This is a genomic window from Gluconacetobacter dulcium, assembly GCF_014174165.1.
In the GTDB taxonomy this organism is placed as follows: Bacteria; Pseudomonadota; Alphaproteobacteria; order Acetobacterales; family Acetobacteraceae; genus Gluconacetobacter; species Gluconacetobacter dulcium.
This window is the reverse complement of record NZ_JABEQN010000031.1, coordinates 1-15,731: the sequence shown is the minus strand read 5'-3', so window position 1 is coordinate 15,731 and position 15,731 is coordinate 1. Positions and strand designations below refer to the sequence as shown.

Genomic DNA, 15,731 nt, shown 5'->3' with positions numbered 1-15,731 from the left:
CGTCACTCGGCCTTGGCCGCCGTGCGCCGGCTTCGCTTCGCCGGACTTGCGGCGCCCTCCGCCGGGGGCGCCTTCCTGGCGCGGGTGGCCTTGCGGGCCGGGGCTTCGGCAGCGTCGGCGCCGTTGGCCTCCGTCTTTGCGGTGGCCGTCTTCGTGGTCTTTGCCGCGCTCTTGCGGGTGGTGGTCTTGGCGGTCGTCTTCTTGGCGGCGGCCTTGCCCTTGGGCTTCAGCGGCTTGCCCTTTTCGGCCAGCAGCGCCACCGCCTGATCCAGCGTCACGTCTTCCATCGCCTCGCCACGGGGCACGTTCACCACCATCTGGCCGTGCTGGATGTACGGCCCGAACCGGCCCTTGCGCACCATCACCGGCTCGCCGTCCTTGGGATGCGGCGCGATGGTGCGGACCGAGGCCAGCTTGCGCGCCAGGACATCGACCGCGCGGTTCAGCCCGACAGTCAGGATGTCGTCATCCTTGTCCAGCGACCCGTAGATGGCGCCCATCTTCACATACGGCCCGAAGCGGCCCAGCCCGGCCTCGATCGGCTCGCCGGTCTCGGGGTGAGTGCCGATCAGGCGGGGCAGGGACAGCAGGCCCAGCGCCTGTTCCAGCGTGATCTTGTCGCCCTCGATGCCGCGCGGGATGGTGGCGCGCTTCGGCTTGGCCTTCTTGTCCTCGGGATTGGGCTCGCCCTGCTGGACGTAGAGCCCCCATGGGCCGCGCTTGACGGTCACGTCCTCGCCGCCGGGCGCCTGGCCCAGCACGCGCATGCCGTCCTTCAGCGTGTCGGCTTCGCCTTCCTCCTTGGCGTCCACCACCAGGCGGCGGGTGAACTGGCAGGTCGGATAGTTCGAGCAGCCGATGAAGGCCCCGTAGCGCCCCAGCTTCAGCCCCAGCCGGCCGGTGCCGCAGGCGGTGCAGATGCGCGGGTCGGTGCCGTCGGGGCGGGACGGAAAGAAGTGGGGAGCGAGGTCGTCATCCAGCGCGTTGATGACATCGGAGATCTTCAGCTCCTTCGTCTGGTCGACCGCGTGGGAGAAATCGCGCCAGAAGGCCGACATCACATCGCGCCAGTCGGCACGGCCGCCCGAGATGTCGTCGAGCTGCTCCTCCAGCCCGGCCGTGAAGCCGGTATCGACATAGCGTTCGAAGAACGAGGTCAGGAAGGCCGTTACCAGCCGCCCCCGGTCCTCGGGCACGAAGCGCCGTGCCTCGAGTCGCACGTAATTGCGGTCGCGCAGCACCGACAGGATCGAGGCGTAGGTCGAGGGCCGGCCGATGCCGATCTCTTCCATCTTCTTGACCAGCGATGCTTCCGAATAGCGCGGCGGCGGCTGGGTGAAATGCTGGTCGGCTTCGACGGTGCCGGTTTTCAGCGGGTCGCGCTCGCGCATCGGCGGCAGCATCCGGCTTTCGTCGTCCTGATCGTCCTTGCCCGCGTCGTCGCGGCCTTCGCTATACAGCTTCAGGAAGCCGTCGAAGGCGATGATCGAGCCGTTGGCGCGCAGGGTCGCGGCATTCGCGCCGTCCGCGATCTCGACGATCACCTGATCGAGTTCCGCCGACTGCATCTGGCTGGCGACCGAGCGTTTCCAGACCAGTTCGTACAGCCGCCGTTGCTCGTCGCTCAGATAGCGGGCGACTTCGGCGGGGGTGCGGGCAACGTCGGTGGGGCGGATGGCCTCGTGCGCTTCCTGCGCGTTCTTGGCGCGGGTGGAATAGATCCGCGCCTTTTCCGGCACATAGGGGGCGCCGAAGCTGCTGCCGATATGGTTGCGGATGGCGGTGATCGCCTCGCCGGCCATCTGCACGCCGTCGGTTCGCATATAAGTGATCAGGCCGACCGTCTCGCCGCCCAGGTCGATGCCTTCATAGAGTTGCTGCGCGACACGCATCGCCGCCTGCGCGCCCATGCCCAGCTTGCGCGAGGCTTCCTGCTGCATGGTCGAGGTGGTGAAGGGCGGCGGCGGATTGCGGCGGACCTTGCGCCGCTCGACCGACCGCACCGCGAACATCCCGCCCTCGACGGTGGCCTTGGCCGCCATGGCTCCGGCTTCGTCATGCAGGTCGAACTGATCCAGCTTCCGGCCGGACAGGTGGGTCAGGCGCGCGGTGAAGGGCGCGCCCTCGGGTGTGGTGAACTGGGCGGCGACCGTCCAGTATTCCCGGCTCTTGAAGCTCTCGATCTCGGCTTCGCGCTCGCAGATCAGCCGCAGCGAGACCGACTGCACGCGCCCGGCGCTGCGCGAGCCCGGCAGCTTGCGCCACAGCACCGGCGACAGGGTAAAGCCCACCAGATAATCCAGCGCGCGGCGGGCCAGATAGGCTTCGATCAGCGGCTGGTCGAGGTCGCGGGGGTGGGCCATCGCGGTGCGGATGGCGGATTTGGTGATCTCGTTGAAGGTAACGCGCTGGACATCCACGCCCTTCAGCAGCTTCCGCTCTTCCAGCATCGCCCGGACATGCCACGAGATCGCCTCGCCCTCGCGATCCGGGTCAGTGGCCAGATACAGGGTCTTGGCGCCGCGCAGCGCCTTGGCGATGGCGGCGATCTGCCGGTTGCCGCGTTCGTCGGCTTCCCAGTCCATGGCGAAATTCTCGTCCGGGCGGACGCTGCCATCCTTGGGCGGCAGGTCGCGGACATGGCCGAACGACGCCAGAACGGTAAAGCCGTCTCCCAGATACTTGTTGATCGTCTTCGCCTTGGCAGGCGATTCGACCACGACCACGTCAGTCATTCTGTCTCCGGATCACGCATCTCGTTCCGGCGTCCGTCAGCCTCCGTCGGACAGGGATGGCAGGACGACACTCCCACCGGGAAGGGTTTCAATGTCGCCTGCCAGTTCCAGTTCCGACAGTACGGTCAGGATCGCCGATGTCGAGAACTGGCAGCGCCGTACAAGATCGTCAACCGGCGTTGGCGTGAATGACAGCAGAGTCAGGATCGCCTGACGGATATCGGAGGGCTCGTCGGGGGTGTCCTGCCGGGGCTCGGGATCGGCCTGGGGCGGCGGTTCCGGCCAGGGGGCGCGGCTTTGCGCCAGCCCGCCGGGCCGGGTCGATGCGCCTGTTGTTCCGTCGGCGGAAAAGAGGTCGCGCGCCGCTGCGTCGGGCAGTTCGGCCAGGATGTCGTTCTCGCTTTCGGTCAGGATCGCGCCGCGCCGCAGCAGGGAATTGGCGCCCCGGCTGCGCGGGTCCAGCGGCGATCCGGGCACGGCGAAGACCGTGCGGCCATAGCCCGCCGCCAGATCGGCGGTGATCAGGCTGCCCGAGCGCAAGGCGGCCTCGACGACCACGCAGCCCAGCGACAGGCCGGCGATCAGGCGGTTGCGGCGGGGGAAATGCCGGCTCTGCGGTGCCACGCCCAGCGGGGTTTCGGTGACGACGGCACCGTATTGCGCAATCCTGTCCTGCAATTGTGCGTGTTCCGCCGGGTAGGGCCGGTCCAGCCCGCCGGCGACGGCGGCGATGGTGGTGCCGGTCCGCAGCGCGCCGGCATGGGCGGCGGCGTCGATGCCGCGGGCCAGGCCCGAGACCACGGTGATGCCCTGTGCCGCCAGCGTCGCGGCCAGGCTTTCGGCCATGCGCGCGCCGTTGGAGGAGGCATTGCGCGCGCCCACGATGGCGACGCAGCATCCGTTCAGCCGCGCCGGATCGCCCAGGACCGAGAGAGCCGGCGGCGCGTCATGAATGGCGGCCAGAAGCGGCGGGTAATCGGGGTCGCCCAGCATCAGGATGCGGCCGCCGAGGGCCGCCGTGCCCTCGATTTCCGCCGCGATTTCGTCTGCCGGGGGAATGCGCAGCACCTTTGCCCGGCCGGCGGCACGGGCGCGTGCCGGCAGGGCGGCCAGCGCGCGCTCAGCGTCGCCGTAATCGAGCAGCAGCTTGCGATAGCCGACCGGGCCGACGCCTTCGCTGCGTGCCAGCCGCAGGCGCGCGGCCAGCGGCCCGGCTGGTGTCACGGATTTTTCCGTCCGATTCGCGGCTCGGTTCCGTTGAGCAGGCGGCGGATATTGCCGTGGTGCCGGGCGATGACCAGCAGCGCGATCAGCAGCCCCGCCAGCGGAATCGGGCTACGCAGGTCGCCGCCGTTCAACAGGGTCAGCAGCACCGGCAGGGCCACGAACGCGGCCAGCGCGCCGGCCGAGGAGATCTTCGTCAACCTGGCCACGCCCAGCCACAGGGCGCAGCAGGCAAGGCCGGTCAGCGGCGACAGCGCCAGCGCCGCCCCCAGCCCGGTGGCCACGCCCTTGCCGCCCTTGAATTTCAGCCAGATGGGAAAGCAATGGCCGATGACGGCGAACAGGGCCGCCACTGCCATCGCCGGGGCGGTGTGGAAGGGCGAGAGGATGAAGCCGCACAGCACCGCGAACGCGCCCTTGCCGCCATCCAGCAGCAGCGTCGCCGCCGCCAGCCCGCGCCGGCCGGTGCGCAGCACGTTGGTCGCGCCGATATTGCCCGAGCCGATGGCGCGGATATCGCCCGCGCCGCCCAGTTGCGTCAGCAGCAGGCCGAAGGGAATGCTGCCGATGCCGTAGGCCAGCACGGCGATGGCCGCCAGCAATTGCAGGACGTAGCCGGGGAGCGTCTCGGTCATCATGCCGCGTCCTGGCCGAAGACCTGCCGGCCGGCCTTCCAGGTGCCCAGCACCCGGCCCTCCACCGCCCGCCCGTCGAAGGGCGTGTTGCGGGCACGGCCGGGCAGGGCGTCGGCCGTGATCTTCCAGGCGCGATCGAGGTCGAACAGGCACAGATCGGCGGCGGCGCCCTCGGCCAGCGTGCCGGCGTCGCTGCCCAGCAGGGCGGCGGGGCGGCAGGTCAGCAGGCCCAGCGCGTCGATCAGCGGCAGCGTGCCGCCATGCACCTGCGCCAGCGTGACGGCCAGCAGCGTGGCCAGCCCGGTACCGCCGGCCGAGGCCACGGCGAAGGGCTGGCGCTTGTCGTCGGCGTCGCAGGGCGCGTGGTCCGACGCGATCGCGTCGATCGTGCCGTCGGCCAGCGCGGCGCAGACCGCCAGCCGGTCGGCCTCCCCGCGCAGTGGGGGCGACAGTTTGGCGTAGGTGCGGAAATCGCCGATCGCGGTTTCGTTCAGGTCGAAATAGGGCGGCGCGGTGTCGCAGGTCACGCGCAGGCCGCGCGCCTTGGCGGCGCGGATCAGCTCCAGCCCCTCGGCCGTCGAGACATGGGCGAAATGCAGCCGGCCGCGCGTCAGTTCGGCCAGCCGCAGGTCGCGCGCGATCATGATCGCCTCGGCGGCGGTCGGAATGCCCGGCAGGCCCAGCCGCGTCGCCAGTTCGCCGTCCGTCGCGCAGCCACCGCGCGCCAGTGACGGGTCTTCGGGGTGCTGGACCACCAGCGCGTCGAAACCCCTGGCATAGGTCAGGGCCAGCCGCATCATCCGCGCGTCGGCCAGCGCCCGCGTGCCGTCGGTGAAGGCGACCGCGCCGGCTTCGTCCAGCAGGCCGATTTCGGCCATCTCGCTGCCTTCGCAGCCGCGTGTCAGCGCGCCGTAGGGCAGGATCGAGACCATGCCCGTTTCCTCGCCGCGCGCGCGCAGGTGCCGCACCAGCGCCGGGTCGTCGATCGCCGGCTGGCTGTTGGGCAGGACCGCCATGGTGGTGATGCCACCCGCCGCCGCCGCCCGCGCGGCCGAGGCCACGGTTTCGCGATACTCGAAGCCGGGTTCGCCGATCGCCACCCGCATGTCCACCAGGCCGGGGCACAGCACCGCGCCCCCGCCCGCGATCACATGCGCACCGTCGGGCACGCCTTCGCTCTCCGGCAGGTCGATGCCGGCGATCACGCCGCCTTTGACCAGCAGGCGTCCGGGCCGGTCCAGCCCGCGTGCGGGGTCGATCAGGCGGACATTCTCGAACAGGACGGGCTGGGCCGGGTGGGGAGTGTTCACGTCTGGTCTCCGGCGCGCGACAGCAGGTCGAGGACGGCCATGCGCACGGCCACCCCCATCTCGACCTGTTCGCGGATCGCGCTCTGGTCTGAATCGGCGACGCGGCTTTCGATCTCGACACCGCGATTCATCGGGCCGGGATGCATCACCAGCGCGCCGGGCCGGGCGAGGGCCAGCCGCTTGAGGTCCAGCCCGTAGAAACGGAAATATTCGCGCGGGCTGGGCACCTGCCCGCCATTCATCCGCTCGCGCTGCATGCGCAGCATCATCACCACGTCGGCGTCGCGCAGCCCGTCTTCCATCGTGTAATGGATATCCACGCCCAGCGCGCCGATGGCGCCGGGGATCAGCGTCGGCGGCCCGACCACCCGCACCTTGGCCCCCATGGCCGTCAGCAGGTGGATGTTCGACCGCGCCACCCGGCTGTGGCTGACATCGCCGCAGATCGCGACCGTCAGCCCGTGCAGCGTGCCGAAATGCCGGCGGATGGTCAGGGCGTCCAGCAGGGCCTGGGTCGGGTGCTCGTGGGTGCCGTCGCCGGCATTCACCACGCTGGCCTCGACCTTGCGGGCCAGCAGCGCCGGCGCGCCGGACTGCGAATGGCGCACCACCAGCAGGTCGGTGCGCATCGCATTCAGCGTGGCGGCGGTGTCCAGCAGCGTCTCGCCCTTGTTCACCGACGAGGTGGCCACCGTCATGTTGACGACATCCGCGCCCAGCCGCTTCGCCGCCAGTTCGAATGAGGTGCGGGTACGGGTGCTGTCTTCGAAGAACAGATTGATGACCGTGCGCCCGCGCAATCGGTCGCGCGGCGTCTGGCGCGAGCGGTTCATCAGCGCATAGCTCTCGGCCAGGTCCAGGAAGGGCGTGATCCGGGTGGGATGCATGCCCTGGAGACCCAGCAGGTGCCGCCCGTGCTGCGTGAAGAAGCGGGACGGCGCTGCGCGCGGGCTGTCGTTCATCGGGCGACGGCTCCCAGCCGGGCCATCACCTCGTCCCGGCCCAGGGCGGCCAGCGTGGCGTCGATGCCCGGCGAGGTCGCGCCGCCGGTCATCGCGGCGCGCAGGGGCTGGGCCACCTGGCCCAGCTTGTGGCCATGGTTCTCGGCGAAATGGCGCAGGGCGGCGTCGATCGCGGGCGCGTCGAATTCCGCCAGCACCGCGAGGTCGCGCGCCAGCTTGCCCAGCATGGCGCGGGCATCGTCGGTCAGCAGCTTCTTGGCCTTGGTGTCGAAGGCCAGCGGCACATGCCGGCCCAGGAAGGCGGCGCTGTCGGCCAGTTCGACCAGCGTCTTCGCGCGTTCCTTCAGGCCGGGCATCAGCGTGAGGATGCGCGCGCGCAGCGTGTCGTCCACCGTCACGCCCTCGCGCCCCGCCAGCCGTTGCAGCACGTCGTCCGTCAGGCGCGCGTCGTCGGCCTGGCGCAGCCACACGCCGTTGAGGTGCGACAGCTTGGCGTAATCCATGCGCGAGGGCGACCGGCCGACGCCGTCCAGGTCGAACAGATGGATCTGCTCGTCACGCGACAGGATCTCGGCGTCGCCGTGGCCCCAGCCGAGGCGCAGCAGGTAGTTGTTCAGCGCCTCGGGCAGGTAGCCCATGTCGCGGAATTCCACGACCGACTGCGCGCCATGCCGCTTGGACAGCTTGGCGCCGTCCGGCCCGTGGATCAGCGGCAGATGCGCGAATTTCGGCAGGTCCCAGCCCATGGCGCGGTAGATCATCGCCTGGCGGAAACTGTTGGTCAGGTGGTCGTCGCCGCGGATGACATGGGTGATGGCCATGTCATGGTCGTCCACCACCACGGCGAGCTGATAGACCGGCGTGCCGTCGGCGCGCAGGATGATCATGTCGTCCATTTCGACGTTGGCGACGCGGACATCGCCCTGCACCAGATCCTGGATCAGGGTCTCGCCCTCGCGCGGGGCGCGGATGCGCACGGTATAGGGCGCGCCGGGCGGTGCTTCGGACGGGTCGCGATCGCGCCAGTAGCCGTTGTAACGGGGCGGTTTGCCCTCGGCCATCGCCTGCTCGCGCATCTGCTGCAATTCTTCCTGCGTACAGTAGCAGCGATAGGCCAGCCCCTGCGCCAGCAGATGGTGCGCGATTTCGGCATGCCGCGCCTGGCGTGTGGACTGGAACACCGGTTCCTCGTCCGGGGTGATGCCCATCCAGGCCAGCCCGTCGAACAGCACGTCGACCGCATGTTGGGTCGACCGCTCGCGGTCGGTATCCTCGATACGAAGCAGGAATTTGCCGCCGTGATGGCGGGCATAGAGGAAGTTGAACAGGGCGGCGCGGGCGTTGCCGATATGCAGCAACCCGGTCGGGCTCGGTGCGAAGCGCGTACGAACGGTCATGAGCCGGCTCCTTACCATGAGACGCCGTTTGCCGACAGGGGGCGCCGGTAGGGGAGCGTTGCGGGTGTGAGGCGTTTGTCTCTTCTTTTTCTGAAGAAAAAGAAGCAAAAAGACTTTTAATCCGTTGTCGGCATTCCGTCTGGTCCGGCGGTTTTCCCTTTAAAAGGCTAAAAGTTTTTTGGTTCTTTTTTTCAAAAAAGAACGGGACAGGCTCGTCGGGCTGCTGTTGGCCGAGCAGAGGCGTCTGGCGCTGTGGCTGCCGGTCGGGCTGGGGCTGGGCATCGCGTGGTATTTCCGGCTGCGGGGCGAGCCGGGGGTGCCGGCGCTTCTGGCCTGGGCCGGCATCGCGGCTCTGGGGCTCGGCTTGATCGCGTGGCGGCCGTTCGCGCTGGCGCCGCGTGTGCTGGGTGGCGGTGCGGCGACGCTGGCCGTGGGGTTTCTCGCCGCGTTCTGGGCCACGCATCGCCAGCCGCCCTTGCCCGACCTGCCGGCGCGCGCGACCATCGTGACTGGCCGCGTCGTGGCGGTGGCGCTGCTGCCGGCCGATGGTCCGTCCGTGCGCCGGCTGGATCTGGCCGGCGCGGTGCTGGACGACCCGCTGGATTCCGGCATGCCGCCCCTGCGGCGCATCCTGCGCGTGCGTCTGCGTGCCGACGATCCGTTGGTGCCTTTTCCGGGCATGATGGTACGGGTGCGCGCCCTGCTGCGGCCGCCAGCCCCGCCGTCCTGGCCCGGTGGCCCCGACCGGCAGCGCCGCGCCTATTTCGACGGCACCGCCGGCAGCGGAACGGCACTGGGTCGGGCGCAGGTGCTCCGGCCCGTGCCGGGGGCGTCGTCGCTGGAAGGACTGCGTGAGCGGATTGCGGCCCGCATCGTGGGCGTTCTGCCGGGTGCGGTGGGTGGAGTGGCGACGGCGGTACTGACCGGCTCGGTCGTGGGCATGGCGCAGGCGGATCGTGATGCGTTCGCCGATGCGGGGTTGGCCCATCTGCTGGCGGTGGCGGGCCTGCATCTGGGCATCGTCATGGGGGTCACGGTGGCGGTGGCGCGGCTGCTGCTGGCCTGTTCGGAACGGGCGACGTTGTATTGGCCGTGCCGCTCGATCGCCGCCTTCGCCGGGCTGGCGGCCGGCATCGTGTATGTGGTGCTGACGGGCGCGCATCTGCCGGCCCTGCGCAGCCTGACCATGGCGGCGCTGGTGGTGCTGGCCGTCGTGACCGGTCGGCGGGCGCTGTCGCTGCGCGGGCTGGCGGTGGGTGCGATCCTGCTGCTGTTGACCGGGCCGGCCGATCTGCTGGAGGCTCCGTTGCAGATGTCACTGGCCGCCGTCATGGCGCTGGCGGCGGGTGCCGAGGTCACGCGCCCGCTCATGGCCCGCCTGACCGAGCAGCCCGGCTGGTGGCGGCGCGTCCTGCATCATGTCGCGCATCTGACGCAGGCCAGCCTGCTGGCCGGCGGGGCCACGGTGCCGGTGGTGATGGCGCATTTCGGCACACTCCAGCCCTGGTTCGTGCTGGCCAATCTGCTGGCGGTGCCGCTGATGGCGCTGTGCGTCCTGCCGCTGGGCCTGCTGTCCCTGTTTCTGATGCCATGGGGCGTCGAATCCGTGGCCCTGGTGCCGATGGGCTGGGGCATCGGGTGGATTCTCGATCTGGCGCGCATGGTTTCCGGCTGGCCGGCGGCGCGGCTGGCGGTGCCGGCCATGCCGGGCTGGGGGCTGGCGATGTGGGTGCTGGGCCTGTGCTGGCTATGCCTTTGGGCGGGCCGATGGCGCTGGTGGGGTGTGGGCCTGATGGTGCTGGGAATGGCCGCGCCTTTTCTGATCGTGCGGCCGGATCTGCTGCTGTCCCCCGACGGGCGGACGGTGGCGGTGCGGGACGGCGCCGTGCTGCGCGTCGGCCCTCATCCCGGCAGTGAGCGGTTGGTCGAGGACGATTGGCATCAGGCTCTGGCGCTACCGATCGTGCCGCTGGCGGGCAGCGCGGACTGTCAGGAGGGATTGTGCCTGCTTGATCGCGGACGTGTCGCGCTTCGCTTGCGGGGCGCGCTACCGGTCCGCTGTGCCGGGCTGGAGTTGTTGGTCACACTGGCGCCTGATGACGCAGGGTGCCCCGGTGTGCGCAGGCTCGACACGCTGGAGACCTGGAAAAGCGGCGCGCAGGCCGTGTTTCTGCGCGGTGCCGGCCCGGTGGTGCTCTCGGATCGGAACTGGCGTGGAGCGCGTCCCTGGGTGCTGGCGCCGGGTCAGCATGGCGTGCCCGTTCTGCCAATGGCGCAGCGGGAGTAGGTCTTCTTTTTCTGAAGAAAAAGAAGCAAAAAGACTTTTATCCGTTCAGGAGCGTCGTAAGGTGCAAGCACAAAACTCCTGAACAGATCAAAAGTTTTTTGGTTCTTTTTTTCAAAAAAGAACAGCTTCAGGGTGCAATCAATATTTTTGCCGTATATTGGCAGGGCTCGGTCACCGGGCACCGCCAGCAATCCGGTCGGCGGGCCTTGCAGACATAGCGTCCGTGCAGGATCAGCCAGTGATGGGCCGGGCGCAGCATGGGGGCTGGGATGCGGGCCACCAACTGGTCCTCCACCGCGCGGGTGGTCTTGCCGGGGGCCAGGCCGGTGCGGTTGCCGATGCGGAAGATATGAGTATCGACGGCCATGGTGCTGTCGCCGAAGGCCACGTTCATCACCACGTTGGCGGTCTTGCGGCCCACGCCGGGCAGGGCTTCCAGCGCCGCGCGGTCGTGCGGCACCTGTCCGCCATGCTGGTCCAGCAGGGCCTGCGACAGGGCGACGACGTTGCGGGCCTTGGTGCGCCACAGGCCGATGCTGCGGATATGCTCGCCGACGGCCTCTTCGCCCAGCGCCACCATCGCGGCGGGGTTCGGGGCGTCGCGGAACAGGCCCTTGGTCACGCGGTTGACCGAGACGTCGGTGGCCTGCGCGGACAGGGCGACGGCAACCAGCAGCGTGTAATCGTCGACGAAATCCAGTTCGCTTTCCGCATTCGGGTGGGCGGCGGCCAGCAGGGTGATGAAGCGTTCGACTTCCTTCAGCGTCATGCGGCGGCGGGCGCCGGCCGGGCGGGTGGTTGGGGTGCGGGTCATGCCGTCTCTGCGGAAGGTGAAAGGTGAAGTGCTGTCCGTTTTCGGCCGGATGGTGCCATCTGTAAATCGCCGGGGTGCGCGGGCCTGTCGTACCGCCTTGCGTTCCGGGGGCGGCACGGTGATAATTTGGCCGGAAACCGGGACAAGATCAGAATGCCCATCGTGCGGCGCGGGCGCGCGCCGCGCGGCACGCGACGGTCTGCGCCGTCGCCGCGGTTGGGGCTGACGCAGAAGGATGGCCGGCAAAACCGGCCGGAGCATCATGACAGACCAACAAGCCGCGTCGGGCCAGGAAAGCCCCGCGCGCAACGAATTTGCCGAAGTTCTGGATTTCGTGATCCGCCGCTGGCTGCGCCATCCCGGCGCACTGGCCTGGACGCTGGCGGGCGTCTCGGTGGCGACGGTGGCCGATGTGGCCACGCCGCTGCTGGCCGGCTGGATTGTGGATGACGTCTCGCGCGCTGCCGGTGGGGTGGGCGCGGGCGGGGTGGCCACGCCGGCGATGGAGGCCGCCCGGCGCGGTGCGCTGTGGCTGGTCGGCGGGCTGGTGCTGCTGGGCCTGCTGGGCGTGGCCGGGCGCCGCATGTCGTATCTGGGCATCACGCATCTGACCGCGCGCACCATGCGCGGCATTGCCGAGAGCGCCTTTGCCCGCGTCCAGCGTTTTTCGACCGACTGGCACGGCAACACCTTCGCCGGTTCGACCGTGCGCCGGCTGACGCGCGGCATGTGGGCCACCGACACGCTGGCCGATACGTTGATGCTCATGCTGCTGCCCAGCGTGCTGGTGCTGGCGGCGACCACGGTGGTGCTGGCGGCGCACTGGCCGTCGATGGGCCTGCTGCTGGGGGTCAGTTCGATCCTGCTGGTGGCGATGTCCACGTCGCTGACCCTGCGCTATGTCGCGCCCTCGGCCCGGCTGGCCAACAAGTGGGATACCCGCATGGGCGCGGCGCTGGCCGATGCCGTCACCTGCAATACCGTCGTCAAGGCATTCGGGGCCGAAGCGCGTGAGGACGCACATCTGTCGCGCATCCTCGCACGCTGGCAGACGCGCACCGAACGGTCGTGGATCCGCGGCACCAATTCGGGAAATCTCCAGAACATCGCAGCCCTGTTGATGCGCGTCCTGCTGATCGGCGCGGTGCTGGCGCTGTGGTGGCGCGGCCGTGCCGGACCGGGCGACGTGGCGTATGTGCTCACCATGGTCTTTCTGGTGCAGGGCTACCTGCGTGATATCGGGCAGCAGATCTCGATGGTCCAGCGCTCGGTCAACGAAATGGAAGAACTCGTCGCCATCTATCGCCAGCCGCTGGGCGTCGCGGACCGGCCGGGCGCCGGCACGCTGCGCGTCACGCATGGGGCCATCCGCTTCGATCATGTCGGCTTCGGTTACAAGGCGCAGATCCGTCCGCTGTTCCACGACCTGTCGATCGACATCCCCGCCGGCAGCCGTGTCGCGCTGGTTGGCCCGTCAGGCTCGGGCAAGACCACGCTGATCAAGCTGTTGCAGCGGCTTTATGACGTAACCTCCGGCCAGATCCTGATCGACGGCACCGACATCGCCACCGTCACGCAGTCCAGCCTGCGGTCGCAGATCGCGATCGTGCAGCAGGAGCCGGTACTGTTCCATCGCTCGCTGGCCGAGAACATCGCCTATGGCCGCCCCGGCGCCTCCATGGCCGAAATCGAGGAAGCCGCGCGTCAGGCCAATGCGGCCGGCTTCATCGACCGCCTGCCCAAGGGCTACGCCACCATGGTCGGCGAACGCGGCGTCAAGCTGTCGGGCGGCGAGCGCCAGCGCGTGGCCATCGCCCGCGCCTTCCTGACCAACGCCCCGATCCTGATCTTCGACGAGGCGACATCCAGCCTGGACTCGGAATCGGAAATCCTGGTGCAGGAGGCCATGGAACGGCTGATGCTCGGCCGTACGGTGCTGGTCATCGCCCACCGCCTCTCCACCGTCGTCGGCCTGGACCGCATCCTGGTCTTCGCCCACGGCGTGTTGCTGGAAGACGGATCACACGCGGAACTGGTGACGCATGAGGGCGGGTTGTATCGGCGGCTGTTCGAATTGCAGTCGCTGGACGGGTAGGGGAAGTCGCAGGACGCTGCCCTGCACGTCCCTTGTCCGTTGGAATTGGTATAGGCTTTCCAAACGGTCCATCGTCTCATGGCAATTCATGATGAAGGATATTACTGGCGATAGATATTTTCTGATGAATATTGAAAAATTATACATGAATAAAGTGGAGAATTTTGGAATGAATTATACTGCAGATACTTTATTCACGCTTGAAGCGCAGTTACCGTATCCGAACAAACCCGAATGGGCGAATCTTGTCGCCAAGCGGATTGGGACAGTTCCTGACGATCTCGTCGGTCCTGGTCTGTATGCCTTGTTCTTTGACGACAAGCTCTTCTACATCGGTCTTCACGTCACGGCTGAGGCCTCCTTTCAGGCTCCCGTGCTCGATCGCTGGGTGCGCCATATTGTCGGCCAAACGCTCCGCGCGAAAGTCATCTGTTTTCGGCCGAAAATAATGGCGAAAATCCTGAAAGATCTCTCGGGAGCCCCGATTGATGACATTGCTGCCTGCCTGCCGGAAGGACGCGCGACGGCGTACGATCAACTCGTCGGCCAGATTCTGACCAACGGATCGCATTGCACTTTTAACAAGGCTCGCTTCGCCGCCAGAAATTGGGACCGGATTGGCCCCGGCAATGAAGCAACGATGCTTGGCCGAATCAGATGTGTGTTCCAGCCGGTGCCGGCTGTCTGCGAAACCCTTTTGGTCGGAGCCAAAGGTAAGGAGCGTGGAAATTGGGTCCGCGAGGTATGGCTGCGTCCACTCGAAAAGCAGTCGATCCGCGAATTTCGCCCTATCTGCAATGCGGAGACGGTACCGGGCACGGAGAGGGAAGATGTCGGCGTCGCCGAAGTCGAAGTTGCGTTCAAGAACATAATGAAGACGACGACCTTTTCGGCGTTCGGTGTCACTGGAGTGGGTATGCATCCTGTCACGGGCCGGCCGGCATCCCGTGCGGTGGTCGATGTGTTCGATGCGAATACGGGGGAGGCACCAAGCGAGAGCGAAGTCGCGTTGGCTGAGGCCGAAGGTCTCTGTGGCGAGGAGTTGCGTTTTCGTCGTAGCTTGTCACCGGCCGGCGTACGGATAATCGACGATCTACAGGAACAGTGTCCGGATGTTCTTCGAGTCTATTATACTGACAATAAGGACTTGCGTGTCGCACTTGCAACTGGTCGGGTTCTATTGGTTGTGACGACCAGCCACGGCCGATTGCGGATTAGTACTCTTGCCAGCGTTGAAGTATGTCAGGCACTGGGGTTCGAGGCCGAGCCGATTATCGGCAATACTATGCGTACGCGCTTTTATATCGATCCGGCGGAATGTGCATCTGGCGCGTTGTTCGCCATTGCGGGTGCCGCCGCACAGGTCGTTGTTGGTTGAATTAATTCCGAAGTGATTGGATGGCTGTCCAAGAATAGAATAGTTTACAGAACATATAATCATTTTTCGATGAGAAAAGCGTCTGGATGAAAAACTGCGGCCTCCGGTTTGTTTCGCTGCGTATAACGCCGGCTTACCAGCCGGCGTTATATTGCCCCATGCCAGGGTCCCAGTTTCCCCATGCCGGGTTCCACGACGGGTTCCAGCCGCCCCAGCCGGGGCCGCCCATCGGGCCCCATGCGTTCCAGTTCCACATGGTGTCCTGATATTCGCCGGCCGTCATCTGCTGTTCGTCGGCCAGCATCTTCTGCTGGCGATAGCTCTGGTAGTTGTCGTAGGCGGCCTGGTCGCCGACATACAGGCAGTCGCACACGGTCGGGTCGGCATACACGTAGAACACGTTGCCGCCATGGGTTCGGCGGACGAAATGATGCGGCGGCAGACGGTTCAGCATCGCCTGCTGCTGCTGCGAACTGGCGGGTTTCAGCGCAAAGCCCGCTGCGGCAAGGTGGTCTTCCTTCTGCGCGATCCGCTGGGCGGTCGTTTCACACGACGGCAGGCTGCCTAGCATGGCAAGGATGGCGAGAGCGCGCAGAGGCGCGTTTTTCGGCGTGACCATTCCGCGTGGGCTCCTGACTGGCAATCTTTTGAAATAATCTACCTGCCATCTCGCGCCAGATCAACGGCGTGCAAAAAGACCAAGGCGCCGCAAGCACCAAGACCGAACGACAGCTCAGGATCAGGAATCGAGGTGCAGGAGGCAAGCCTCCTGCCGGGGTGTCGGGGCAGAGTATCCGTCTTGATCAAGCTGTTTTTGGCGCCCATGAGCGATTGTGTCGCACGAGTGCGTTTGCGAGGACGATGAGCTTCCTCATGACGGCGGTGATGGCGAGC

11 protein-coding genes are annotated in these 15,731 nt (G+C 67.4%); 3 read left to right on the top strand and 8 right to left on the bottom strand.

Annotated features, from left to right (window positions below):
• Positions 1-2: 2 nt before the first annotated feature.
• The 6 genes from topA to gltX are packed head-to-tail and all read right to left on the bottom strand — an operon-like array spanning position 3 to position 8,263.
• Positions 3-2,735, bottom strand: a complete 2,733-nt coding sequence (topA, locus tag HLH25_RS18115; protein ID WP_182975411.1) for a type I DNA topoisomerase — start codon at positions 2,733-2,735, stop codon at positions 3-5.
• 36 nt (positions 2,736-2,771) lie between these two features.
• Positions 2,772-3,959, bottom strand: coding sequence for a DNA-processing protein DprA (gene dprA, locus HLH25_RS18110; protein WP_182975410.1), 1,188 nt, complete (start codon positions 3,957-3,959; stop codon positions 2,772-2,774).
• Entirely contained in the window at positions 3,956-4,594 is a 639-nt protein-coding gene (gene plsY, locus HLH25_RS18105) for a glycerol-3-phosphate 1-O-acyltransferase PlsY (RefSeq protein ID WP_182975435.1), read from the bottom strand. The genes dprA and plsY overlap by 4 nt, the downstream gene beginning before the upstream one ends.
• Positions 4,594-5,904 (bottom strand): dihydroorotase, encoded by a 1,311-nt coding sequence (locus HLH25_RS18100; protein ID WP_182975409.1) that lies wholly within the window; start codon positions 5,902-5,904, stop codon positions 4,594-4,596. The genes plsY and HLH25_RS18100 overlap by 1 nt, the downstream gene beginning before the upstream one ends.
• On the bottom strand, positions 5,901-6,866 hold the full coding sequence (locus HLH25_RS18095; protein ID WP_182975408.1) for an aspartate carbamoyltransferase catalytic subunit: 966 nt from the start codon (positions 6,864-6,866) through the stop codon (positions 5,901-5,903). The genes HLH25_RS18100 and HLH25_RS18095 overlap by 4 nt, the downstream gene beginning before the upstream one ends.
• Entirely contained in the window at positions 6,863-8,263 is a 1,401-nt protein-coding gene (gene gltX / locus HLH25_RS18090) for a glutamate--tRNA ligase (RefSeq protein WP_182975407.1), read from the bottom strand. Before gltX ends, HLH25_RS18095 begins: the two co-directional genes overlap by 4 nt.
• Before the next feature lie 226 nt (positions 8,264-8,489).
• Here gltX and HLH25_RS18085 point away from each other — a divergent pair, with 226 nt between their 5' ends.
• The gene (locus tag HLH25_RS18085; protein ID WP_182975406.1) at positions 8,490-10,550 is read left to right on the top strand and encodes a ComEC/Rec2 family competence protein; all 2,061 of its coding nucleotides are present in this window, start codon (positions 8,490-8,492) and stop codon (positions 10,548-10,550) included.
• Positions 10,551-10,677: 127 nt separating this feature from the next.
• Here the strand turns inward: HLH25_RS18085 and nth are convergent, their stop codons facing one another.
• The gene (nth, locus tag HLH25_RS18080) at positions 10,678-11,364 is read right to left on the bottom strand and encodes an endonuclease III (RefSeq protein WP_246402703.1); all 687 of its coding nucleotides are present in this window, start codon (positions 11,362-11,364) and stop codon (positions 10,678-10,680) included.
• A 262-nt stretch (positions 11,365-11,626) separates the two neighbouring features.
• On the opposite strand from nth, the gene HLH25_RS18075 reads away from it, so the two are divergent.
• On the top strand, positions 11,627-13,459 hold the full coding sequence (locus HLH25_RS18075; protein WP_246402702.1) for an ABC transporter ATP-binding protein: 1,833 nt from the start codon (positions 11,627-11,629) through the stop codon (positions 13,457-13,459).
• A gap of 88 nt (positions 13,460-13,547) precedes the next feature.
• On the top strand, positions 13,548-14,837 hold the full coding sequence (locus HLH25_RS18070) for a hypothetical protein (protein ID WP_182975404.1): 1,290 nt from the start codon (positions 13,548-13,550) through the stop codon (positions 14,835-14,837).
• 133 nt (positions 14,838-14,970) lie between these two features.
• On the opposite strand, the gene HLH25_RS18065 is transcribed toward HLH25_RS18070, so the two are convergent.
• Positions 14,971-15,456 (bottom strand): hypothetical protein, encoded by a 486-nt coding sequence (locus HLH25_RS18065; protein ID WP_114728958.1) that lies wholly within the window; start codon positions 15,454-15,456, stop codon positions 14,971-14,973.
• Positions 15,457-15,731: the final 275 nt, after the last annotated feature.

Coding starts and splice junctions, on each gene's coding strand:
- HLH25_RS18070 (WP_182975404.1), top strand. CDS start 13,548: ATGATGAAGGATATTACTGGCGATAGATATTTTCTGATGAATATTGAA.
- nth (WP_246402703.1), bottom strand. CDS start 11,364: ATGACCCGCACCCCAACCACCCGCCCGGCCGGCGCCCGCCGCCGCATG.
- plsY (WP_182975435.1), bottom strand. CDS start 4,594: ATGACCGAGACGCTCCCCGGCTACGTCCTGCAATTGCTGGCGGCCATC.
- HLH25_RS18065 (WP_114728958.1), bottom strand. CDS start 15,456: ATGGTCACGCCGAAAAACGCGCCTCTGCGCGCTCTCGCCATCCTTGCC.
- HLH25_RS18075 (WP_246402702.1), top strand. CDS start 11,627: ATGACAGACCAACAAGCCGCGTCGGGCCAGGAAAGCCCCGCGCGCAAC.
- topA (WP_182975411.1), bottom strand. CDS start 2,735: ATGACTGACGTGGTCGTGGTCGAATCGCCTGCCAAGGCGAAGACGATC.
- HLH25_RS18095 (WP_182975408.1), bottom strand. CDS start 6,866: ATGAACGACAGCCCGCGCGCAGCGCCGTCCCGCTTCTTCACGCAGCAC.
- gltX (WP_182975407.1), bottom strand. CDS start 8,263: ATGACCGTTCGTACGCGCTTCGCACCGAGCCCGACCGGGTTGCTGCAT.